Here is a 21,715-nt window from a genome sequence, read left to right on the forward strand (position 1 = left end):
CTGTCCAACTTGGACGCCAAACTGCGCGCGGAGATGCGCACCGAACTCCAGAACCTACAGGACCAACTCGCGGTCACGACCGTCTACGTCACCCACAACCAGACCGAGGCGATGACGATGGCCGACCGCATCGCCGTCATGGACGACGGCGAACTCCAACAGGTGGCCTCTCCCTTCGAGTGCTACCACCGCCCGAACAACCTGTTCGTCGCGGAGTTCATCGGCGAGCCGATGATAAACCTCGTCCGTGGGACGCGCTCGGAGACGACGTTCGTCGGCGAGCACTTCTCGTACCCGCTCGACGAAGACGTGATGGAGTCCGTCGGCGCCCGCGAGGACCTCGTCTTGGGGATTCGCCCCGAAGACATCGCGGTCGTTGACGCGACGACCGACGACACCGCCGACGACACCGCGCTCGGCGACCACGAACTCCGGATGGACGTGACCGTCGTGGAACCCCACGGCGACCAGAACGTCCTCCACCTCTCGCACCCGGACCAACCCTCCGCCGACGACGCCCTGCAGGCGGTCACGGAGGGGATGCACCTCGTCACGCGGGGCGACCGCGTCACGGTGACGATTCCGCCGGACAAGATTCACGTGTTCGACGCGGAGACCGGAACCGCGGTGCACAACCGCCGCTACGACCAGGAAGACGACCGCACGCAACTCGAACAGTAGCCATGGCACGATTAACACTCGACGACGTGACGAAGGTGTACACCGACGACGGCGGCGGCGACATCGTCGCCGTCGAAGACCTCTCGCTCGACATCGACGACGGGGAGTTCCTCGTGCTCGTCGGTCCCTCGGGGTGCGGGAAGTCGACGACGCTCCGGATGATGGCGGGCCTCGAAACCGTCACCGAGGGCGAACTCAGACTCGAAGAGCGCGTCCTCAACGACGTGTCCGCGCAGGACCGGGACATCGCGATGGTGTTCCAGTCGTACGCGCTGTACCCGCACAAGAGCGTCCGCGGGAACATGTCGTTCGGTCTCGAAGAGTCGACCGACCTCCCTGACGACGAGATACGTCAGCGGGTCGAAGAGACGACCGATATGCTCGGCATCTCGGACCTGCTCGACCGCAAGCCCGGACAGCTTTCGGGCGGCCAGCAACAGCGGGTCGCGCTGGGGCGGGCCATCGTCCGTGACCCGGAAGTGTTCCTGATGGACGAGCCGCTGTCCAACTTGGACGCCAAACTCCGGGCGGAGATGCGGACCGAACTCCAGCGCCTGCAGGGGGAACTCGGCGTCACGACCGTCTACGTCACCCACGACCAGACCGAGGCGATGACGATGGGCGACCGCGTCGCCGTCCTCGACGACGGCGAACTCCAGCAGGTCGGCACGCCGCTGGACTGCTACCACCGCCCGAACAACCTGTTCGTCGCGGGCTTCATCGGCGAACCGTCGATGAACTTCTTCGACGGGTCACTGGAGGGCGACACCTTCGGCGGCGACGGCTTCGACTACCCGCTTTCGGGCGCGACCAGAGACCAACTCGGCGACGTGAGCTCCCTCACACTCGGTATCCGGCCCGAGGACGTCGCGGTCGGAGACCAGCGGTCGAGCGACCGAACGTTCGACGCCGAGGTCGTCGTCGTCGAGCCGCAGGGGAACGAGAACACCGTCCACCTGCGGTTCGTCGGCGGGGGCGAGGGGACCCAGTTCACCGCCACCACGACCGGCAAGTCGAGAGTCGAAGCGGGCGACCGCACGACCGTCTCGTTCCCCGAAGACGCGGTTCACCTGTTCGACGGGGAGACCGGCGACGCGCTGAAGAACCGAGAGCTCCCGTCGAACCGCGCCATCGGTGCGTTCGTCTCGGACTGACCGGTCACCGCTTTCTGCGCTTTCTGTTTCTCGTCCGCGGTTCGCGCGCCGTTCTCAGCCGTCGAGCTATCCGCGTCGGCGTAGCGACTGTCTCCGCGAATCGCGTCGCTCCGGTATCGAACTCCAGCGAGTGAAAAGGCGGCCGCGACGGCGCGCCGCGGGTCGAGAGACGCTCACTTCTCTCGCCCGCGGTGGTGCGTCCGGGTTATGGGTGTTGCATGTCAGGTTGATGCGGCCGCCGTGGGAGAGTCTCGTCCTCGGTGTCGGCTTACTCCTCGTCGAAGAGAGTCTCCCCTTCGACCATGTGTTCTCCGACGGCGTCGAGGTCGAGCGTCAGCCCGAGACCGGGCTTCTCGGGAATCTCCATCCGACCGTTCTGAATCAGGTCGTCCTCCTCGACGAGGTCCTCCCACCAGCCGAGCTGGTAGGAGTGGTATTCGAGGGCAAGCGAGTTCGGGATGGCCGCAGCGACTTGTGCAGACGCCATCGTCCCGATGGGCGACGAGACGTTGTGCATCGCCACGGGGATGTAGTACATGTCCGCGAGGTCGGCGATCTTCCGCGTCTCGCGCATGCCGCCGACGCGGGGCAGGTCGGGCGCGATGATGTCCACCGCCTGCGGTTCGAGCAGCGTCCGCTGGCCGAACTTCCGGTAGACGTTCTCGCCGACCGCGATGGGCGTCGTCGTGGACTGCGTCACGAGCTTCTGTACGTCGTGGTTCTCCGGCGGGACGGGGTCTTCGAGCCACCACACGTCGTAGTCTTCCAGCTCGGCGGCGAGGCGCTTTGCGCTCCCGCCGGTAAAGGACCAGTGGCAGTCGAACGCCACGTCCGCGCGGTCGCCGACGGCTTCGGTGACGGCTTCGACGATTTCGACCTTGTGGTCGATTTCGGGGTTGCGGAGGTGGCGGTTCGCGCGGTCCTTCTCGTGGCCCGAGGGCACGTCGAGGTCGAACTTGATGGCGTCGTAGCCGAGCTCCTCGACCACGCGGACGCCCTCCTCGGCGCAGGCCTGCGGATTGGCCTCGTCTTCGGTGTGGAGGTCGCAGTAGACGCGCACCTCGTCGCGGTACTTCCCGCCGACGAGCTGGTAGGCGGGCACGTCGAGGAGCTTCCCGGCGACGTCGTGAAGCGCGATTTCGATGCCCGAGATGGCGGAGATGACCTTGCCCGAAACCGAGCCCTCGCCGGACATCTTCTGGACGAGGTGCTCGTAGAGACGGTCTGATGGTCGAGGGGGTTCGTACAGTCCGACGATGTCGAACGGTTTCATCCGCTCGATGATGGCGGTGTCGCCGCCGCCCCATGATGGAGGCCTCGCCGGTGCCCGACGACGCCGGCGTCTGTGTAGACGCGGACGAGAATCCACGGATAGTTGCCGTCGACCATCGTCGTCTAGTACGTCCGTCGACTTTCGGCGTCGTCTGAACGTCCGTCCTCGCGGATTCGTGATATCCATCGTCTCCGCGGATTCAGGTCGCGCATCGTGTACTCCGCGTTCGGGTCGCTAAGCTTCGTGTACTCCGCGTTCGGGTCGCTAAGCTTCGCTTGCTCAAGCCATTGCGCACGTATATCTCGAAAGCCACTACAAAAGTCAGTGTGGGTTGGTACGCTCCGAGCACTCATCCCGGCGCACGCCTCCGTGAACTCGACCCTCGCCGACGACAGCCCACAAATGGTGACAATTTCGCAAGAATTGTATGTCGGAAGAGAGAACACATGACCGATGACGGAACCCAGTAAAAACTACGTCAACGGCGAGTGGGTCGCCTCCGAGACCGGCGAGACGGCCGAGGTGACGAACCCCGCGAACCCGAGCGAGGTAGTCGCGACGTACCAGCACTCGAACGAGAACGACGCTGCAGCGGCCGTCGACGCCGCCGTAGCGGCCGAAGACGAGTGGCGAAACACGCCCGGCCCGGAGCGCGGGCGCATCCTCCGCGAGGCGGGCACGCTCCTCGCCCAGCGGAAGGACGAACTGACGGAGATTCTCATCGCCGAGGAGGGGAAGGCGCGGCCCGAAGCGGCGGGCGAGGTACAGCGCGCCATCGACATCTTCCACTACTTCTCGACGAAGGCCGCCGATCTCGGCGGCACGAGGAAGGGCGCGAGCGGACCGAACACGAACCTCTACACGCGGCAGGAGCCGGTGGGCGTCGCGGCGCTCATCACGCCGTGGAACTACCCCATCGCCATCCCCGCGTGGAAGCTCGCCCCGGCGCTCGCCGCCGGCAACACCGTCGTCCTGAAGCCCGCCTCCATCGCGCCCGGCGTCGTCATCGAAATCGCCCGCGCGCTCGACGAGGCCGGCCTTCCGGACGGCGTCCTCAACGTCGTCACCGGGCCCGGTAGCTCGGTCGGCAGCGAGTTCATCGGCAACGAGGGCACGGACCTCGTCTCGTTCACCGGCAGCAGTCAGGTCGGCGAGATGGTCTACGAGCAGGCCACAGACGCCGGCAAGCGCGTTCAGACCGAACTCGGCGGGAAGAACCCGACGCTCGTCGCCGACTCGGCGGACCCCGCCGAGGCCGCCGACATCGTCGCTAACGGCGGGTTCGGAACCACCGGCCAGTCCTGTACGGCCTGTTCCCGCGCCATCGTTCACGAGGACGTGTACGACGACTTCGTCGCCGAGCTCGTCGACCGCGCGGAATCGCTCGACGTCGGTCCCGGCACCGACCACGAGATGGGCCCGCAGGTCAGCGAGTCCGAACTCTCCTCGACGCTCGAATACATCGACATCGCCGAGGGCGAGGGTGCGACGCTCGCCGCTGGCGGCGGCGTCCCCGAGGGTGAGGAGGTCGAGACGGGCCACTTCGTCGAGCCGACGGTGTTCACCGACGTCGACCCCGACATGCGTATCGCACAGGAGGAGGTCTTCGGTCCGGTCGTCGCCGTCATCAAAGTGAGTGACTTCGACGAGGGGCTTGCGGTCGCGAACGACGTCGACTACGGCCTGTCGGCCAGCGTCGTCACCGACGACCACACCGAGGCGAACCGCTTCGTCGACGAGGCCGAAGCCGGCGTCGTGAAGGTCAACGACAAGACGACCGGCCTCGAACTCCACGTCCCCTTCGGCGGGTTCAAGCGCTCTTCCTCCGAGACGTGGCGCGAACAGGGCGACGCCGGCCTCGACTTCTACACCATCGAGAAGACCGTCTACGACAACTACTGAGCGGCTCCCTGCGGTCGTCGATGCGACCGGCTGCCATCGCCTCGTTCTTTTTTCTCGTCTCTTCTCATCTCCTCTCTTTTCCTCTCCCATCACCTGCACTCTCACCCGGCCGATACCGTCGGCTCAGTCCGCCCCAAACAAGATTCTCTATAACAGAACGAGACTCAACGGGTTATCGCAGCCTGAGTTACACGCATAGCTATGTAATCTTAAGCCGTGGTCACACGCCGAGAGCTGTGTTAACACGGTTCCATATAGAGAATTCGAGGGGCTCGCGGCCTGTTCCGAGATAGCAAACGGGGCGTCAGTAGTTGATGTTGAGTTCGACGACGTTCGCCGCGCTCAGGACGCGTTCGGGGAGCGACCCGTGGAGGTCTTCGTCGCTGACCCGGCTGGCGGGTGCCGAGACGCTGATGGCTCCGAGCACCTCGCCGGAGGACGATTTGATGGGTGCCGCGAGACAGCGCAGCCCTTCGAGACGCTCGCCGTCGTCGATGGCGTAGCCCCGCTCCCGGACCGCTTCGAGCACCTGAAACAGCTCCTGTCGCGTGCCGATGCTCTTCGGCGTCTTCTGTTCGAGACCGTGGCGTTCGATTATCTCGTCCACCCGGGACTCCGGGAGGTTCGCGAGAATCGCTTTCCCGAGGGCGGTCGTGTGCAGGTTCGTTCGGAGGCCCGCGTAGGTGTCGAGGTCGACGGCGTCGTCGCCTTTCGCCCGCATCAGGTAGACGCCCATCCCCTGTTCTTCGACGAGCAGGTTGGCGAGTTCACCAGTGTCGGCGGCGAGCGATTTGACCTCGGGTTCGGCGACCTGATACACCTCCATCGACTTCCGACTGTGACCGCCGACTTCGAGGAACTTCAGCCCGACGCGGTAGTCGTCGCCGTCCTTCAGGACGTATCCGTGTTTCTGGAGGGTCGTCAGGTGGTTGTGGACCGCGCTCTTTCCCATGTCGAGGTCGCTCGCCAACTCCGTGACCCCACAGGGACCTTTCTGCATCAACTCCTCGACGAGCGCCAGTGTCTTCTCGGTGGTTCGCACCGGATGTTTGGCGTCCATAGCTACTCGTTGTCAAGTATCTGAATAAGTGTTCTGGTCCGGAGAACGGTGACGCCGAGTCGCAGAAGGGCGTCCCGTTCGACTCGGAAAACCGCTTTCGATGGTTGATGCTGAGCGTAGCGCGAGAGTCAGCGGTGGGCGTTCATGAGTTGGACTTGTCACGGCGCCCGCCGCCGACTCGCGCGTACTGGTATGACTGACACGTCACACGGTCGGACCGCTCGCGCCGACCACGCGTAACCTCGTGCCGGAGCGTGATAGTTTTTGGCATGGGTGTAGAGCTTGCCCGGCGGTCGTCTCCTCGGCGCGACCGGTTTGCCGTCTCGACCACGCATCGACGTTCACCCTGATTATCGACCGAACTCATGTATGTATGATTTCATAGTTGCTATAAAATAGCCTACGTATCTCGATAGCTCGCTTCCGTTTCACTCATCTCTGAATAATGGTTCTTGTCGCTGAAAACGGGTCTTACTGGATGTCTGGGACACAAGTGATCCTTCCAATAGTCTCGTCTATCCCTACTGCGAAAACGTGTCAAATATCTCGGTCCAAAATATACTTAATCTGTGATTTTGTCGATGAGTCCTCGGCCGCCCCGCGGGCGTCAGTCGTCGCCGGCCACGGCCCCCCTCACACCGCTTCGAGCGAGTGAGCGCCGCCGGGCGGTCCGGTAGAACCACAGCGACGCGACGTCGAACAGGAACACTGCGACGAAGCGGTTAGTTGTCGTCGTACGATTGGTCGCTCCCGTCACCCCCTGTTCGCACCGCCGGTTCGAGGTCGAAAAGCGCGTTCGAGACGGTCCCGTGGGCCGTCACCGCCGGCGGCGCGTGGTCGTCGTCGTAACCGTACTCAACCAGTCGGTTCCGGTTCAGACAGAGCTTGTCGTACTCCGGTTTGAACAGGTCGAACAGCTCGAAGCGGTCTTCCAGTTCCGGGAACCGCTCGTGGTACCGCTCGATGCTCGCGCGGACCTGCCGCCACAGGCGAATCTCGTCGTAGCCCTCGCGGCGCTCCAGCAGGTCGGCCACGTAGCGCAGGACGCAGACGAACAGCGTGCCGACGATGTGCTGACACATTCCCTCCGGCGACTTCCGGTGGATGATATCGTCGTGTTCGTACAGGTCGTCGGGGAGCCTGTCGAGTTCCGGGAGGCGCGTCTCGCTGACCGCGATTTCGTCCACGTAGTCCTTTACCGCCAGCCGGGTCGGCCGACTGTCCCGCAGGACGAGCATCGTGTTCGTCCCGTGGGGCATGAACACCATCCCGTAGCGGTAGAGGTAGTGCAACAGCGGCGGTAGCAGCACGTCGAAGCAGTCGGCCAGCCACTCGTCGATAGAACAGCCGGCCCGCTCGGCGAGCTTGGAGACGACGGGCGTGCCGTCGGCGTCCTCGTGCATGAGCGCCGAAAGCGTGAGCACCTGCTCGTCGTCGTCGACGAGGGCCTCGACGCTCTCGCGCCACACCGCCCCGAGCAGTTCGTGATACTGGTACGGCGCGTTGTCCAGTTGCGAGAACTCGGGATGGTCGTAGTTGAGGCTCGCAATCTCGCCCGGCAGCACTAACTCGCAGTCGTCGCGGAGGAACGGGTCGTCGTCGCGAATCGACTGCACGTACTCCGTGACCCGCGGCGCGGCGCGCGCCTGCTCGCCGGGCAGTCCCCGATAGACGATGGTGTTCAGCACGCGAATCGGGACCTTGACGTGTGGCTTTTCGGGGTCCGAGAGGTTCGTCAGCGTCCGCACCGACTGCTGCGGGAGGTAGCTGTCGGGGCCGGTCCCCAGCGGGACGATATCGCCGGCGGCGATGTCCTTGGCGAACAGTTGCGCGACGGTGTTTTCCCACTGCCACTCGTGGACCGGGAGGTAGTAGTAGTCGTCCGGGTCGTGGCCGCCGGCCCGGAGCGTCGCGTCGAACTCCGCCGCGGCCCCGCCGAGTTGCTGGGCCATCAGCGACTCGTACCGCAGGCCCTCGACACTCCGGAAGTCGGCGCGGTCGCGGCGCGCGGCGACCCAAACGAGCGACTGCGGCGTCTTGCGTTCGGGCGCGTACGCCCGGTAGTCGTCGTAGCCAAAGCCGATGCGGCCCTTGCTGATGGTGAACCACGGGTGGCCCTCCATCTCGCCTTCGACCGCGGCGTACGGCATGTCCAGCAGGCTCTCGTCCGAATCCGCCTTTCGGGCGTCGATGTGGCGTCGGCGACCAGCGTGTTGTTGTACTCCCGAACGAGGTGACTCGCCGTCTCGGGGGCCACGCCGAGCGACTCCCGCGCGTCGAGGAGGAACTGGACGGGGTCGGTCGCGGGCCGCCAGCCATCGGCGTCTCCACCTCTCCCCGACTTCTCGCCGGCGTCTCCGCTCTCTGTCTCGCCACTATCGCCGTCTGCCCGTCGCTCGATGCTGTCGGGGTCGACACGATAGCTGTCGAACGGTCGCGATTGGGCCGCGAACCGGTAGGAAACGCCGTCGTACTCGAGGCGGTACCGGATCCACTCGCCGTCGGAACCGCGCGCTTCGGGGTCGAGCAGTTCCTCGTACAGGAACTCCTCGAACAGCTTCGTGAGCAGGTCGTGGCTCACGTTCGTCCACCGGTCCGCGTCGAGCGCGGTCCGGAGCGTCTCCAGTCTGTCTATCCGTCCTGTCCGTCCGTTCGTCCGCAGTTCTGGTCCGTTCATTCGTCTTCCTCCGCCGTCGATGCCGCCGCGGTCGCGCCGTCGGTCGTTTCGAGGAACCGCTCGACGGCGAAGTCCTGAAACACGGTGTCCTCGTCTTCGGGGTAGACCGGTCGGTCGCAGAGTCGGTTCACGATGTGCGCGTTGCGATAACAGCCGAGGCCGAGGTCGGGCGCGCCGACCCCGTGGGTGTGGCGCTCGGCGTTCTGGACGAAGATGCGCCCCGTCACGTCGTCGTCGAGGCGCAGTCGGTAGTCGTCGGTGATGCGGTAGCGACCCCTGTCGTCCCACTCGATGCGCGATTCGAGCGACGAGAGGAAACTCGGCGTCGGACGGTGGTAGCCCGTCCCGAGGACGACGACCTCGCTCTCGTGGGCGAACGGCGTCTCGGACTGCCACTGCTCGCAGTCGAGACGGTAGCGCGGCCCGCCGGGACCGGACACCCGCTCGATGCCCTCCACCGAGGTCATGGCGAACAGCCCCACGTCGGGGTCGCGGTCGCCGATGGAGCGACGGTAGAGTGCGTCGTATATCTCGGCGCTGGTGTTCACGTCGATGCCCTTGTACAGCAGGTCCTGTTCGGGGTACACCTCGTCACGGGTCTCTTGCGGGAGGTCGTTGAAGTACGACGTGTACTCCGGCGTGAAGTGCTGGAGTCCGAGCTTCGAGTACTCCATCGGGAAGAAGCCCTCCGAGCGCGTGAGCCAGTCGAGCCGGTAGTCCGCGTCGGCCTGCGCCTCCAAGAGGTCCAAGAACACCTCCGCGGCGCTCTGGCCCGACCCGACGACGGTTATCGAGTCGGCGTCGAGACACCGCTCTTTTCGGCTCCGATACGCCGCGGTGTGGAACACGTCCCGCTCGGGGTGCCCGCCCAGATTTTCGGGGACGTGCGGTCGGCTTCCGACGCCGAACACCACGTCTTCGCCCCGGTAACGGTGCTCCTCGCCGCTTTCGGGGTGGCGGGCGGTCACCTCGAAGTAGCCGGCGTCGGCGTCGGACCACTCGATGTTCGTCACCCGGCGTTCGAACCGGCAGGCGTCGAGTCGCCGGCTGACCCAGCGCAGGTAGTCGTCGTACTCCCTCCGAGGAATCTGGAACGTCTCGTAGAAGTAAAACTCGTAGATGCGGCCGGTCTCCCGCAGGTAGTTGAGGTAGCTGTGGGGACTCGTCGGGTCGGCCAGCGTCACGAGGTCCGCGAGGAACGGCACTTCGAGGGTCGTCCCCTCGATGAGCATCCCCTCGTGCCACGCGAACTCGGCGTCCTGTTCGAGGAACACCGCGTCCACGTCGTCGGGCGCGTCGTCGAGCATGGCGGCCAGTCCGAGGTTGAACGGCCCGAGGCCGACGCCGACCACGTCGTGGACGGGCGTCTCGCTCATCGGCCCACCTCCGTCTCCCCGCCGAAAAACCGCTCGCGCTCGCAGTGCATCAACAGCGCTTCCTTGTCGGGGAGGTCGATGCGTTCCTGCGGTTCGTAACCGCACCGCTCGAAGACGCGGATAGCGATTTCGTTGCGAACGTCCGGTTCGCTGACGACCCGCTCGGCGTCAGTTGCGCGGAACTGAAACGCGGTAATCGCCCGCAGGAGCGGCGCGGCGTAGCCGTGCCCGAGGTACTCCGGCGGCCCGATGAGCAGGTGGACGCCGCGGTCTTCCGACTCCGCGGCGTAGCGCTCGCCGACCACGTCGTCGGCCGCGCGGTAGGTCTCCCAGTAGCTCATCGGCGTGTGGTCCAGCAGGCCGACGTAGGGCGTCAGGTGGTCGTCGGCGATTTTCGCGTCGAGCTTCGCCCGAAACGCCGCCTCAGGTAGGTCGAGTTGCCAGTACGGCTTGACGTGGTCGGAGCCGAACCACGCGCGAAGGCGGTCGAAATCGAGGGCCGGGTCGACCTCGGCGAACGCCACGGTCCGGTCGATGCGCTCGTTTCGAACCTGATACGCGTACTCGCGGGCCGCGCCCGCTCGCGTCGTCGCGGTCGCGGTCGTAGTCGCCGGGTCGGCGTTCGAACCGGTCATGGCGTCGGCACCTCCAGTTCCGTGACCAGCGGGTTGTCGATATCGGCGTACACCGACTGGTTCGCCAGCGAGCCCTCCAGTTCGTCCATGTCGTGGAACCGCGTGAGCAGGTTCGCCTTGCAGGGAATCGTCTCTTTCGTGAGGAGGTCGTCGAGGAGCGACGACGACGGTCGGTCGTACCGGCGAAGCGATTCGAGTTCCTCGCGGAGGACGCCCAAGAGGCGTCGCTCGTCGACCAGCCCGGCCGTGCCGAAGGCGTTGACGAGGCCGAGGGCGTTGTTGATGATGACGTAGTACCGGATGCGTTCGTCGGCGACGGCGTCCGGACAGACGGTGTCGGCGCGCTCGCCGATGCCGGGCAGGAGCGCGTCCACCTCGTCGTACATCGACTCGGGGAGGTAGTAGCCCTGATTGTCGCGGTAGCGGAACGTCTCGGGATAGCCGCCGTCGAGCGTCAGGACGCTGTTCTGCTGGTGGGCTTCGACGCCCAGCCCGCGTTCGAGATAGAGCCACAGCACCGGCCGGACCGACAGTTCGAGGTACTGACGGAACCAGTCTTCCGCCACCGCGTCGGTCGGTCGCCCCTCGTGGTCGGCGATTCCCTCGACGAGCGTCGCCAGCCGCGACGACCCGTCGCCGAGGTGGTCCTGACAGAGACCGACCACGGGCGTCGCGTTCGTCGCCGCGTTGCCGCGGAAGGGGTTCTCGCGGAGGACGGTTTCGAAGCCGGATTCGCCGTCGTCGAGGTCGACCGTCAGGTACGCCGGGTCGCGGACGACGTCGAACGCCGGGAACCGCTCTTCGAGGTCGTCGCCGAGTTCGGTGTCCAGCAGTTCGGTGATGGCGACGCCGCGCTCCAGTTCGGGGAGTTTGTTCGTCCGCTCGGAGTTGGTGATTTTGACGTTCAGCGACCCCTTGACCATGAACGGCGCGTCCGGCGAGTACAGCGTCCGCACCGAGGAGGTCGGGTAGAACTCCCGGCCGACCTGGCCGACGTATTCGAGGCCGTCTCCGAGGTGCGTCTGCACTTCGGGTTGCGCGCGGAGGTAGTCCGCTTGCCACGGGTGGACGGGAAGCAACACCCTGTCCGCAATCGACGTGTTCAGAGACGAACGACTCGGGGACCGAGTCGTCCGCGCGGAGGGCCGACGCGACCCACTCGGCCGCCGAGTCGTCGCGGGCGGACTCCTGCACGACGAGTCCGGGGTCAGCGCTGAAGTACGAAAGCGAAAACGACCCGCGGAGTTCGGGCGCGTAGGTCCGCGACTCGTGGTCGGGGATGCCCTGCCTGCTTTTGGGCGTCGGGTGCAGCGGGTGGCCGAAGACGAGCGACTGCTCCGCGTCGCGGAAGGTGGTGTCGAAGCCGTACAGTCGCTCCTCGTCGCCGCGGCGGCCCTCGACGAACCGCTCGATGTTCTGACAGCTCTTGACGACTCGGAGGAGGAGTTCGTCGGCCGCGCCGGCGTCGTCGCGCCCGAGTCTGAGTTCGGACGTGACGAGGGCCACGAGCACCGTGTACTCGAGCGGGAGCGTCTCGCCGCCGGGGAAGTCGGTAGACGCCGGGCAGGTCGAACAGGTGTCGGTCCGTCGGCGACCGGTACGAAAGCGGGACGTAGAGGTCCACGCCCTGATGGAACAGCGGCGCGTGGACGACTTCGTCGGCGTCCGTCTCGACCGGTGCGTCCCCGGCGGGGACGACGGTGTAGTCGCCGGTCTCCCGGAGGTAGCAGTTCAGGAAGCTGTGTATCGTCGCTGACTCGGCTGTGTCGTTCGGATTCATGCGTGTCGGTCGTCGGTCGTCGTTTCGAGTTCGGTTCCGCGAGTCGAAATCTCGCGCAGGAGGTCTCGGAGGTCCTCGCGCGTCGTTCGGGGGTTCAGGAGCGTCAGCTTCAGGCACGTCTCGCCGTCGACGGTGGTCCGGGCCACCACGGCCTCGCCGTCGTCGAGGAGCGAGTCGCGGATGGCCTCGTTCAGGTCGTCGGCGCTCGGGCCGTCGGCCGTGTCATCCGCCGTGTCGTCGTCCCGGTCACGGTCGGGGACGTACCGGAAGACGACGACGTTCAGGTCGGAGTCGTGGACGAGTCGGAGGTCGGGGTCGGCCTCGACGAGCCTCGCGGCGTCGTCGGCGAGGTCGATGGTGTACTCGACCATCGACGCCAGTCCCTCGCGGCCGAGCGCCTGCATCGTGACGAAGGGTTTGAGCGCGTCGAACCGCCGGGTCGTCTGGACCGACTTCGAGACGAGGTTCGGCACGCCCGCGTCGTCGTCGCGCTCGGGGTTCAGGTAGGCCGCGTTGCGGTCGATGAGGTCGTACGCCGACTCGTCGCGGACGAGGACCGCGCCGCAGCTAATCGGCTGGTAGAACAGTTTGTGGAAGTCGACCGCGACGGAGTCCGCGGCCTCGATACCGGCGAGTTTGTCGGCGTGGTCGTCGCTCAGGGCGAGCGCGCCGCCCCACGCGGCATCGACGTGGTACCAGCAGTCGAGTTCGGCCGCGCGCTCGGCCAGCGGGCCTAACGGGTCGATACTGCCGAAGTCGGTCGTCCCGGCTGTCGCGACGATTGCGAACGGTCGTTTCCCGCGCTCGCGGAGGTCCGTCACCGCCTCGTCGAACGCTTCCATCGACAGGCGGCGGTCGTCGTCGGTCGGGACGGTGACGACGGCGTTCTCACCGAGGCCGAGGTGCGAGGCCGCCTGCGTGGCGGTGAAGTGGGCGTCGGCCGAACAGAGGATTCGCAGGTCCCGCGCCTCCGGCGGGAGGCCTGCCTGTTGTACATCGACGCCGTACTCCTCCAGGAGGACCCTGTTGCGCGCGAGGAGCAGGCCGACGAAGTTCGACTGCGTGCCGCCGCTGGTGAACACGCCGTCGCCGTCCTCGTAGCCGAACAGGTCGCACAACTCGTCGACGAACCGCCGTTCGAGCTGCGTCGCGGCGGGGCTCTGGTCCCACGAGTCCATCGACTGGTTCGTCGCCGTCAGGAGCACCTCGGCCGCGAGCGCGGGAATCGTCGGCGGACACTGGAGGTGCGCGACGCAGGTCGGGTCCGAGACGCCGACCGAGTTCCGCAGAATCGGTTCGGTGCGGTCGAGCGCCGCGGCCAGGCCGTCGCCCTCGTGGGGCAACATCTCGAACCGGGCGAGCGCGTCGTCGAGTTCCTCGGGTGTCGCCCCCGAGTACGGCGTCGCCTCGTCGGCGAACTCGTCGAGAACGAGATCGCACGCCCGCCGAATCGCGTCCCGGTAGCGCGCTCGGTCGTCGTCGTCGCCGCTCAGGAACCACTTCGCGGCGTCCGGTCGCGGGTCGCGGCGCTCGCCGACGCCGTCGACGCCGCCGACGCCGTTCATGCGGCGACCTCCCGGCGGCCGTCGGTGTTGACCTCCTCGATTGCGGCCTCCACGGCGTCGGCGAAGATGCTCCCGATGGCGTCCACGTCGCTCGGAGTGACGACGAGCGGCGGGAGGAACCGGACGACGCTCCCGTGGCGGCCGCCGAGTTCGACGATGAGCCCGCGGTCGAAACACGCCGCGCGGACGGCGTCGGCGAGGTCCGGATGCGCCGGGAAGCGCCCGCAGGCGTCGGGCTCGCCCGCGGGGTCGACGAGTTCGACGCCGAGCATCAGCCCGCGGCCGCGAACGTCGCCGACGGCGTCGTGAGCGCGTTTCGTCGCGTCGAGGTGGCCGCGGAGTCGGTCGCCCATGCGCGCGGCGTGGTCGTCGAGGTCGTGTTCGAGCACGTGTTCGATGGTGGCGATGCCGGCGGCCATCGCGAGTTGGTTCCCCCGGAAGGTCCCGGCGTGCGCGCCCGGCTCCCAGACGTCGAGCGACTCGTCGTAGACGACGACCGAAAGCGGGAGCGCCCCGCCGATGGCCTTCGAGAGCGTGACCGCGTCGGGGACGATGTCGGCGTGCTCGAAGGCGTACAGCTCGCCGGTCCGGCCGAGGCCGGTCTGAATCTCGTCTACGACCAGCGGGATGTCGCGCTCGCGGGTCATCCGTCGAATCTCGCGGGTCCAGTCGTCGGGCGCGGGAATCGCGCCGCCCTCGCCCTGCACGAGTTCGACCACCATCCCCGCGGGCTCGGTGATGCCGCTTTCGGGGTCGTCGAGTGTTCGCTCGACGTACCGGGCGGCGAGTTCGTGGCACTCCTCGCCGCCGACGCCGAACGGACACCGATACTCGTACGGATACGGCAGGTGGTGTACGTCGGGCATCAGTCCCGGCACGTCCTCCTTCGGGTCGGTGTCGCCCATCAGGCTCAGCGCGCCGTTGGTCATGCCGTGGTAGCCGCCCTGAAAGCCGAGGACGCTCCGGTTGCCCGTCGCGGTCTTGACGAGTTTGAGCGCGGCCTCGACGGCGTCGGTCCCGGCGGGGCTACAGAACTGCACCCGCGCGTTGTCGGCGAACTCGTCGGGGAGGCTGTCGAACAGCGTGTCGACGAACCGCTCCTTGACGGGTGTCGTGATGTCGAGGGTGTGAAGCGGGCGGTCCTCCGCGAGGACGCGCTCCATCGCCTCGACTACCTTCGGGTGGTTGTGTCCGAGTGCGAGCGTGCCGGCCCCCGCGAGGCAGTCGTAATACTCCTCGCCGTCCATGTCGGTGACGGTGACGCCCGAAGCCTCCCGTATCGCGTGCGGGAGGTGTCGGGGATAGGTCCGCGCGCTCGACTCGCGGGCGGCCTGCTGTTCGAGCAACGCCTCGTTGCCGGCCGTCGGGTCGGTCATCGCGCTGTCCTCCGCCGATTCGTCGTCGGTCTGTCGCTGTCGAGCATACAGTTTTAGGCTAGCCTAAAAATACAAAAAGTTTACTGCAGGCACAGATTGAGTGAATAATAGAACGACAGCGCAGCCGCTACTCGGTCGCCGCGGAGCGTCCGCGGCGACCGTCTTCCGCCGCTTTCGGCGGTTTTCTCTGCCTGAGCTCCCACCCACGCGCCGGTCGCAGCGAGCCGAGTCGAATCTCGGGCTCGAACCGGCCGCCCACGTCGCCGCCGCGCTACCTCACCACTCCCCGTCGAACGCCGTCACCAGCGGGTTGTCGACTTCGACGAAGAGCGGCGCGTCGTCGAGGGAGTCGTCCAGTTCGTCGATGTCGTGGAACCGCGTCAGGAGGTTCGACTGGCGCGTCAGCGTCGGCTCGGTGAGCAGTCGGTCGAGGAGCGACGACCCCGGCGCGTCGACCTCGCGGAGCGATTCGAGTTCCTCGCGGAGCACCGCGAGCAGTCGCCGCTCGTCGACCAGTCCGCTCCGGCCGAGCGCGCTGACGACGCCGAGCGCGTTGTTGAGAATCGTCCAGTATATCATGCGCTGGTCCGCGATGTCGTCGCCGCAGATGGTGTCCGTGCGCTCGCCCACGCCGGGGAGGAATTCGTCGAGCCGGTCGTACCGCGACTCGGGGAAGTAGTAGCCCTGGTTGTCGCGGTAGCGGAACGCGGCCGGATAGCCGTCCTCCAGCAGGACGACGCTGTTCTGCTGGTGGGCCTCGACGCCGAAGCCGTACCGGAGGTAGAGCCATAGCACCGGTCGAAGTCCAACCGAGAGGTACCGCCGAAACCACGACTCGGCGACCGCGCCCGGTGACTGACCCTCGCGCTCCGCGAGCGTCTCGACGATAGTCCCGAGTCGGGAGCGACCCTCGCCGATGGGGTTCTGACAGAGCGCGACCACGGGCGTCGCGTTCGTCGCCGCGTCGCCGCGGAAGGGGTTCTCGCGGAGGACGGTCTCGAAACCGGACTCGCCGTCGCCGAAGTCGACGGTGACGTAGGCCGGGTCGTCGATGAGGTCGAAATCGGGGAACTCGGCGTCGATAACGTCGCGGAAGCCGGCGTCGAGCAGTTCGCTGACGGCGACGCCGCGGACCAGTTCGTGGCGCTTGTTGACCCGCGCAGAGTTGGTGATTTTGACGTTCAGCGACCCCTTGACCATGAACGGCGCGTCGGGGGCGTACAGCGTCCGCACCGAGGAGGTCGGGTAGAACTCCCGGCCGACCTCGCCGAGCGATTCGATACCGTCGCCGAGGCGCGCTCGAACCGCTGGCTGTTCGAGGAGGTAGTCGGCCTGCCACGGGTGGACCGGGACGAGTCCGTCGTCGGAGTCGCCATCGAGGTGTTCGGCGACGAACGACTCGGGGACCGACTCGTCCGCCCGGAGCGCGTCGGCTATCCACGCCGGGGCGCTCCGGTCGAGCGTCGAATCGTGGTCGAGGAGGTCGGCCGCAACTCGGAAGTAGTGGAGTCGGAACGACCCGCGTAGCTCCGGGGCGAACCGCGGTTCGTCGTGCGGCGCGATGCCCTGCCTGCTCTTGGGCGTCGGGTGTCTGTGGTGGCCGAAGACGAGCGACTGCTCCGCGTCGCGGAACGTCGTCTCGAAGCCGTACAGTCGCTCCTCGTCGCCGCGGCGGCCCTCGACCGCGCGGGCGGTGTTTCGACAGCTTTCGACGACCCGGAGGAGCAGTTCGTCCACCGAACCCGGCGCGTCGCGGGCGAGCGACAGTTCTTCGAGGAGCAACCGCGCAAGCCGGAGGTAGTCGAGGTCGACGACTCGGCCGTCCGGGAGGACGGAGACGCCGGGCCCACCGAACAGGTGTCTATCCCCCGCGGAATAGTACGAAAGTGGCACGAATACCTCGATTCTCTGCTCCGAAAGTTGGAGTCGAAATCCTCGTTTACAGTCGGTTTCGAGCGGTGTTTCGGCCGTATCGACGACCTCGTGGCCACCGATTTCGTGGAGGTAGCAGTTGAGGAAACTGTGCAACGTCGCTGACGCGGCGCGGTCGTCCGGGGCCGCGTCGGCCGTCGGTGTCCGTCCGATATCTCGGCTTGTCGCCATATGTTTTAGGCCGACCTAAAAATATATAAGGATTCTGGCGGAACGCGCCGCTCGACGGTGGCGCGAAACGGGAAAAGCGGGGCCGCGAAGCGGGACCGAACTACAGGTTGCCGTTGACGATGTCGCTGACGCGCTGGGCGTCGAACAGGCGCTCGTCGGCGTCGTACAGGGTCTGTGCGAGGCGGTCCGTCACGACGAGGTTCGTGATGGGGCCCTGGTAGAGCGCGCCGGCGCGGTAGACATCGCCGTTCTGGACGGCGGTGAGTTCGCTCGCCACTTCGTGGTTCTCCATGAACGAGATGACCGTGTTCTGGAACTCCTCGCGGTTTTTGGCTTCCTGTCCGCGCAGGAGGAGCACTTCGGGGTCGACCTCGAGGAGCGTCTCGAAGTCGACCGCGCCGCGGTTGCTGTAGAAGTCCTTCACGTCGGTCGTCGCGAGCGCGTCGTTGACCTTCAGGTCGTTGAGGTGCTTGAAGCTCGTCCCCTCGTCGATGATGTAGGGGTAGAACTCCTCGGGCTCGTCGCCGCCGCCCCAGACGACGGCGGCCGAGGGCCGTTCGCCCTGTGCGGGGACGACCGGCGCGAGGTTCGCCTGGAACTCCTCGTGGACCTGTTCGAACGCCTCGAAGCGGTCCTCGCGCTGGAACACCTGTGCGAGCTTTTCGAACGCCTCGTAGAGGGTGTAGTAGCGGTAGTCCTCGTGCCACGCGTAGCCGCGCGAGAAGCTGCTGTTACCGAAGAACGGACCGACCTGCGTGCTGATCTCCTCGATATCGCCCTCGCTCCACTGGCCGCGGTTCAGGAGGAAGTTCGGGTCGGCGACGTGCACGTCCACGTCCATGTCGTAGAACTGCTCTTTGCCGACGCCGCTGTCGCCCCACAGCTGACGGATGGACGACTTGTCGACGCTCACGTCGGGAATCTCGTCGTAGTACTGCGTGTGGTACCGGCCGGGGAGCCAGACGCCCATCGGCGCGTCGAGGCCGAGCGCGATGCCCATGTCGGCCCAACTGCCGTTGTTCGCGACCCACGTCTCCGGGACCGAGTCGAACGTGACCTCGCCGACCGGCTCTATCGACACCGAGTAGGACTCCGACGCCTCGGTCGTCGTCTCGGTTTCCGTCTCTGCCGCCGTCTCGGTCGCCGTCGCCGTGGTCGTCTCGGCTTCGGACTCTGTCGTCGTCTCCGACCCGCCGCCGCCGGTACAACCCGCGAGCAGCCCGCCCGCGACGACCGCGCCGCCGTACTGCAGGTACTCACGCCGCGTCGATTCTCGACCGCTGTGTCCGTCGTTTGCCATGTGTTTTAGGCTTCCCTAAATGGTTAAAACGTCTTCGAAATTTAGGCGAGCCTAACTACTGCTGTGCGAGGCGGCTCAGTCGGTCATCTCGACGGGCGCTCTGACGGCGAGGACCGAGAGGTCCGAGTACGGCGTCGAGTTGGGGCCGCTCCCGCCGGCCGAGTCGCGGAGGTCGCCGAGCGTCGTTCGGGTGATTCGCTCGTCGTCGTGGGTCAGGCGTTCGAGCACGAGCGCGTCCAGCGACTCGTCCGCACCCGAATCGAGGAGGAACGCGGCGATGTCGCCCGGCATCCAGTCGAACGGTCGCGGCAGGACGAGCAGGTGGCGCTCGCCGACCGCCTCGGCCAGTCGGTCGAGGTCGGCGTCGAGCGACCCGCTTTTGTGGAGCGTGACGAACCGCGTGTCCTCCATCGGCGTCCGGGCGCGACTCGCGGCTATCTGGAGCGACGAGATGCCCGGAATCACTCGCACCGGTCGCTCGACGGCCCGCTGGACCTTCCCGAGGAACTGGTAGCCCGAGTGGTTCGGGTCGCCCATGAGGACCGCCGTCCCACGGTCGCCGGCCGCGACGCGCCGCCCGAACTCCGACAGCGCCTCCGCCTCGTCGGCGTAGCCGCAGGTGAGCAGGTCGGCGTCGGTCTCGCCGGCGACGAACTCGACGACCGTCTCGAAGCCGACGACCACGTCGGCCTCCCGAATCGCCCGCTTCCCGCGAGGTGTCAGGTACTCCGGGTTGCCGGGGCCGACGCCGACCGCGTAGACCGGCGCATCGGTGTCTTCATCCACGCCCGACTCGGGAGCGGCCGCGGCGAACGTCGCCGGGTCAGGCCCCGAATCGAGGTCGTACGGGTCGTTCTCACTCATGGTTCCCGAGGTCAACGTCGCCGTTGCGCACGTCGCTGGCGACGTGAATCAACTCGTTCGTGAGCGCGGCCGCGAGACCGCTCCCGCCGCGTTTCCCGACGTTCGTCACCGCCGGAACGTCGTACTCGTCGGCGATGTCGCGGACGCGCTTCCGGCTCTCTTCGGCCTTCACGAACCCGACGGGCGTCGCCACGACGGCCGCCGGACGAGTCCCGTTTTCGATGCAGTCGCAGAGCGCCAACGCGGCGGTCGGCGCGTTGCCGACGACCGCGATTGCGCCGTCGTAGACGCCTTCCTTGTCGAGTTCGAGCACCGCGGCCGCGGTCCGGGTCATGCCCGTCTCGGCGGCGAGGTCCGCCCCGTTGCCGATTGCCTTCCGCACCGGGCAGTCGTGGCCGCGGCCGGTGATGCCGGCTTTCGCCATCGTGATGTCGGTCACGATGGGTCGCTCGTCGAGGACGGCCCTCGCGCCCGCGACGACCGGGTCGTTCTGGCACCGGATGAGGTGCTGGAACTCGATGTCGCCGGTCGAGTGGACCGCTTTCTGCCGCAGTCGGTCGGTCAGCGTCTCGTCGGGGACGAACGTCCGGACGATGTCCATGCTCGTCTCCGCGATGTCCATCGCTTCCTGCGTCGTCGCGCCGAGGTCGGCGTAGGCGTCTCGTTCAGTCATCGGATTGGGTCTGCGTCATGGCGTTCGTCGTGTTCGCTTCGAGGTCGCCTTCGACGGTGAGGTTGATGTCCTGCAACCGCTCTCGCACGTCGTCGTCGGCGTCCCACAGGTCGCGGTCGATGGCTTCGAGGAACGTCGCGGTGATGCTTTCGAGCGCCCACGGGTTCACGTCGCGCAGCCACTCCTGTCGGTCCTCGTCGAAGGCGTAGGCGTCGGCGAGACTCTCCCAGAGCGTGTCGCTGACGACGCCCGTCGTCGCGTCCCAGCCGAGCGCGACGTCGACCGTGGTCGAGAGGTCGCCCGCGCCCTTGTAGCCGTGTTCCTCCATGCTGTCGAGCCAGTCGGGGTTGAGGACGCGCGCCCGCATCGCCTTGCGGACTTTCTCCTCGTTCGTGTAGACGCTGACGTTGTCGGGGTCGCTGGAGTCGCCGACGTACGACGCCGGGTCGCTTCCGGAAATCTCGCCGACGGCGGAGACGAACCCGCCGTGGAACGCGTACCAGTCGGAGGAGTCGAACTCGTCCTGCTCGGCGGTGTCCTCGATTTTCACCGTGGCTTCGACGCCGCTCAGACGGCGCTCGAAGGCGTCGTGGGCCTCGGTCACCGTGCCGCGACTCCCGAGGGCGTAGCCGCCCCACTGGACGAACACGTCCGCGAGGTCGCTCCGGTCGTCCCACTCGCCCTCGTCGACGGCCTTGTTCGTCCCCGCGCCGTAGCCGCCGGGCGTCGTGGTAAAGACGCGGTGTTTGGCCAGTTTCTCGGCCTCGTCGGGGTCCACGCCGTCGGCCTCGAACTCCGCGGCGTCCTCCTCGACGTGCTTTTTCACGTAGTTCATCTCGTGAGATTCGTCGAGTTCGATCACCGCGTCGACGGCGTCGTTGACGACGCTCGCGGCCTGCGGGAACGCGTCGCGGAACAGCCCCGAGACGCGGGTCGTCACGTCGATTCGCGGGCGGTCGAGTTCGTCCAGCGGAATCGGCTCCACGTCGTCGACGCGGCCCGCGTCGGTCCACACCGGCTCGACGCCCATGAACGCGAGCACCTGCGCGATGGTCTCGCCGCGGGTCCGGACCGTCGGCGTCCCCCACGCGACGACCCCGAACTCCTCGGGGTACTCGCCGTGGTCGTCGTAGTGGCGGTCAAGGACGCCTTCAGCGACACGCTCGCCGACGCTCCACGCCGGCTTGGCCGGGACTTTCCGCGGGTCGAGCGTGTAGAAGTTCCGTCCGGTCGGAAGCAGGTCCACCCCGCCGCGGGTCGGTGCGCCGGAGCCACCGGGGCGGACGTACTCGCCGT

At 66.8% G+C, this 21,715-nt stretch carries 13 protein-coding genes and 3 pseudogenes; 3 read left to right on the forward strand and 13 right to left on the reverse strand.

The genetic code is table 11. The features are described 5' to 3' along the window. On the forward strand, positions 1–681 hold a 681-nt coding region (locus ATB1_RS10100), incomplete at its 5' end, for an ABC transporter ATP-binding protein (RefSeq protein ID WP_042663577.1). 2 nt (positions 682–683) lie between these two features. Then, positions 684–1,835: a xylose/arabinose ABC transporter ATP-binding protein XacK gene (gene xacK, locus ATB1_RS10105; RefSeq protein WP_042663578.1), complete on the forward strand. Its 1,152-nt coding sequence runs from the start codon at positions 684–686 to the stop codon at positions 1,833–1,835. Positions 1,836–2,103: 268 nt separating this feature from the next. Here xacK and ATB1_RS10110 read toward each other — a convergent pair. Then, positions 2,104–3,320: pseudogene (locus tag ATB1_RS10110) on the reverse strand (mandelate racemase/muconate lactonizing enzyme family protein). Positions 3,321–3,561: 241 nt separating this feature from the next. On the opposite strand from ATB1_RS10110, the gene ATB1_RS10115 reads away from it, so the two are divergent. Beyond that, on the forward strand, positions 3,562–5,010 hold the full coding sequence (locus tag ATB1_RS10115; RefSeq protein WP_042663579.1) for a 2,5-dioxovalerate dehydrogenase: 1,449 nt from the start codon (positions 3,562–3,564) through the stop codon (positions 5,008–5,010). Between the two features lie 304 nt (positions 5,011–5,314). On the opposite strand, the gene xacR is transcribed toward ATB1_RS10115, so the two are convergent. The 12 genes and pseudogenes from xacR to ATB1_RS10175 form a co-directional block, all read right to left on the reverse strand. After that, positions 5,315–6,070, reverse strand: a complete 756-nt coding sequence (xacR, locus tag ATB1_RS10120; RefSeq protein WP_042663580.1) for an HTH-type transcriptional regulator XacR — start codon at positions 6,068–6,070, stop codon at positions 5,315–5,317. 722 nt (positions 6,071–6,792) lie between these two features. Next, a pseudogene (locus ATB1_RS10125) lies at positions 6,793–8,747 on the reverse strand (IucA/IucC family protein). Continuing rightward, positions 8,744–10,123 (reverse strand): lysine N(6)-hydroxylase/L-ornithine N(5)-oxygenase family protein, encoded by a 1,380-nt coding sequence (locus ATB1_RS10130; protein ID WP_042663581.1) that lies wholly within the window; start codon positions 10,121–10,123, stop codon positions 8,744–8,746. Before ATB1_RS10130 ends, ATB1_RS10125 begins: the two are co-directional and overlap by 4 nt. Then, positions 10,120–10,758 carry a GNAT family N-acetyltransferase gene (locus ATB1_RS10135; RefSeq protein ID WP_042663582.1) on the reverse strand — a complete coding sequence of 213 codons (639 nt, stop codon included), beginning with the start codon at positions 10,756–10,758 and terminating at the stop codon, positions 10,120–10,122. Before ATB1_RS10135 ends, ATB1_RS10130 begins: the two co-directional genes overlap by 4 nt. Continuing rightward, positions 10,755–12,538: pseudogene (locus ATB1_RS23870) on the reverse strand (IucA/IucC family protein). The gene ATB1_RS10135 and the pseudogene ATB1_RS23870 overlap by 4 nt, the downstream one beginning before the upstream one ends. Then, positions 12,535–14,103, reverse strand: a complete 1,569-nt coding sequence (locus tag ATB1_RS10145; RefSeq protein ID WP_042663583.1) for an aspartate aminotransferase family protein — start codon at positions 14,101–14,103, stop codon at positions 12,535–12,537. The pseudogene ATB1_RS23870 and the gene ATB1_RS10145 overlap by 4 nt, the downstream one beginning before the upstream one ends. Then, a complete protein-coding gene (locus tag ATB1_RS10150) occupies positions 14,100–15,530 on the reverse strand; it encodes a diaminobutyrate--2-oxoglutarate transaminase (RefSeq protein ID WP_277813222.1) in 1,431 nt (476 codons plus the stop codon). The genes ATB1_RS10145 and ATB1_RS10150 overlap by 4 nt, the downstream gene beginning before the upstream one ends. A gap of 225 nt (positions 15,531–15,755) precedes the next feature. Further along, positions 15,756–17,582 carry an IucA/IucC family siderophore biosynthesis protein gene (locus ATB1_RS10155; protein WP_052367916.1) on the reverse strand — a complete coding sequence of 609 codons (1,827 nt, stop codon included), beginning with the start codon at positions 17,580–17,582 and terminating at the stop codon, positions 15,756–15,758. Positions 17,583–17,682: 100 nt separating this feature from the next. After that, on the reverse strand, positions 17,683–18,882 hold the full coding sequence (locus ATB1_RS10160) for an ABC transporter substrate-binding protein (protein WP_042663586.1): 1,200 nt from the start codon (positions 18,880–18,882) through the stop codon (positions 17,683–17,685). 75 nt (positions 18,883–18,957) lie between these two features. Beyond that, positions 18,958–19,746, reverse strand: coding sequence for a cobalt-precorrin-7 (C(5))-methyltransferase (locus ATB1_RS10165; protein WP_042663587.1), 789 nt, complete (start codon positions 19,744–19,746; stop codon positions 18,958–18,960). Then, complete coding sequence (locus ATB1_RS10170) at positions 19,739–20,419, reverse strand: precorrin-8X methylmutase (protein WP_042663588.1); 681 nt, start codon at positions 20,417–20,419, stop codon at positions 19,739–19,741. Before ATB1_RS10170 ends, ATB1_RS10165 begins: the two co-directional genes overlap by 8 nt. Further along, positions 20,412–21,715 (reverse strand): cobaltochelatase subunit CobN (locus ATB1_RS10175; protein WP_042663589.1); only part of this gene is annotated, 1,304 nt, incomplete at its 5' end. The genes ATB1_RS10175 and ATB1_RS10170, both read right to left, overlap by 8 nt.

The sequence above is a fragment of the Haloferax sp. ATB1 genome, assembly GCF_000730175.1.

Bases quoted from the DNA above. Each gene is read 5' to 3' on its own strand.
- ATB1_RS10145 (WP_042663583.1), bottom strand. From the start codon at position 14,103: ATGAACGGCGTCGGCGGCGTCGACGGCGTCGGCGAGCGCCGCGACCCG.
- ATB1_RS10170 (WP_042663588.1), bottom strand. From the start codon at position 20,419: ATGACTGAACGAGACGCCTACGCCGACCTCGGCGCGACGACGCAGGAA.
- ATB1_RS10130 (WP_042663581.1), bottom strand. From the start codon at position 10,123: ATGAGCGAGACGCCCGTCCACGACGTGGTCGGCGTCGGCCTCGGGCCG.
- ATB1_RS10135 (WP_042663582.1), bottom strand. From the start codon at position 10,758: ATGACCGGTTCGAACGCCGACCCGGCGACTACGACCGCGACCGCGACG.
- xacK (WP_042663578.1), top strand. From the start codon at position 684: ATGGCACGATTAACACTCGACGACGTGACGAAGGTGTACACCGACGAC.
- ATB1_RS10160 (WP_042663586.1), bottom strand. From the start codon at position 18,882: ATGGCAAACGACGGACACAGCGGTCGAGAATCGACGCGGCGTGAGTAC.
- xacR (WP_042663580.1), bottom strand. From the start codon at position 6,070: ATGGACGCCAAACATCCGGTGCGAACCACCGAGAAGACACTGGCGCTC.
- ATB1_RS10155 (WP_052367916.1), bottom strand. From the start codon at position 17,582: ATGGCGACAAGCCGAGATATCGGACGGACACCGACGGCCGACGCGGCC.
- ATB1_RS10115 (WP_042663579.1), top strand. From the start codon at position 3,562: ATGACGGAACCCAGTAAAAACTACGTCAACGGCGAGTGGGTCGCCTCC.
- ATB1_RS10165 (WP_042663587.1), bottom strand. From the start codon at position 19,746: ATGAGTGAGAACGACCCGTACGACCTCGATTCGGGGCCTGACCCGGCG.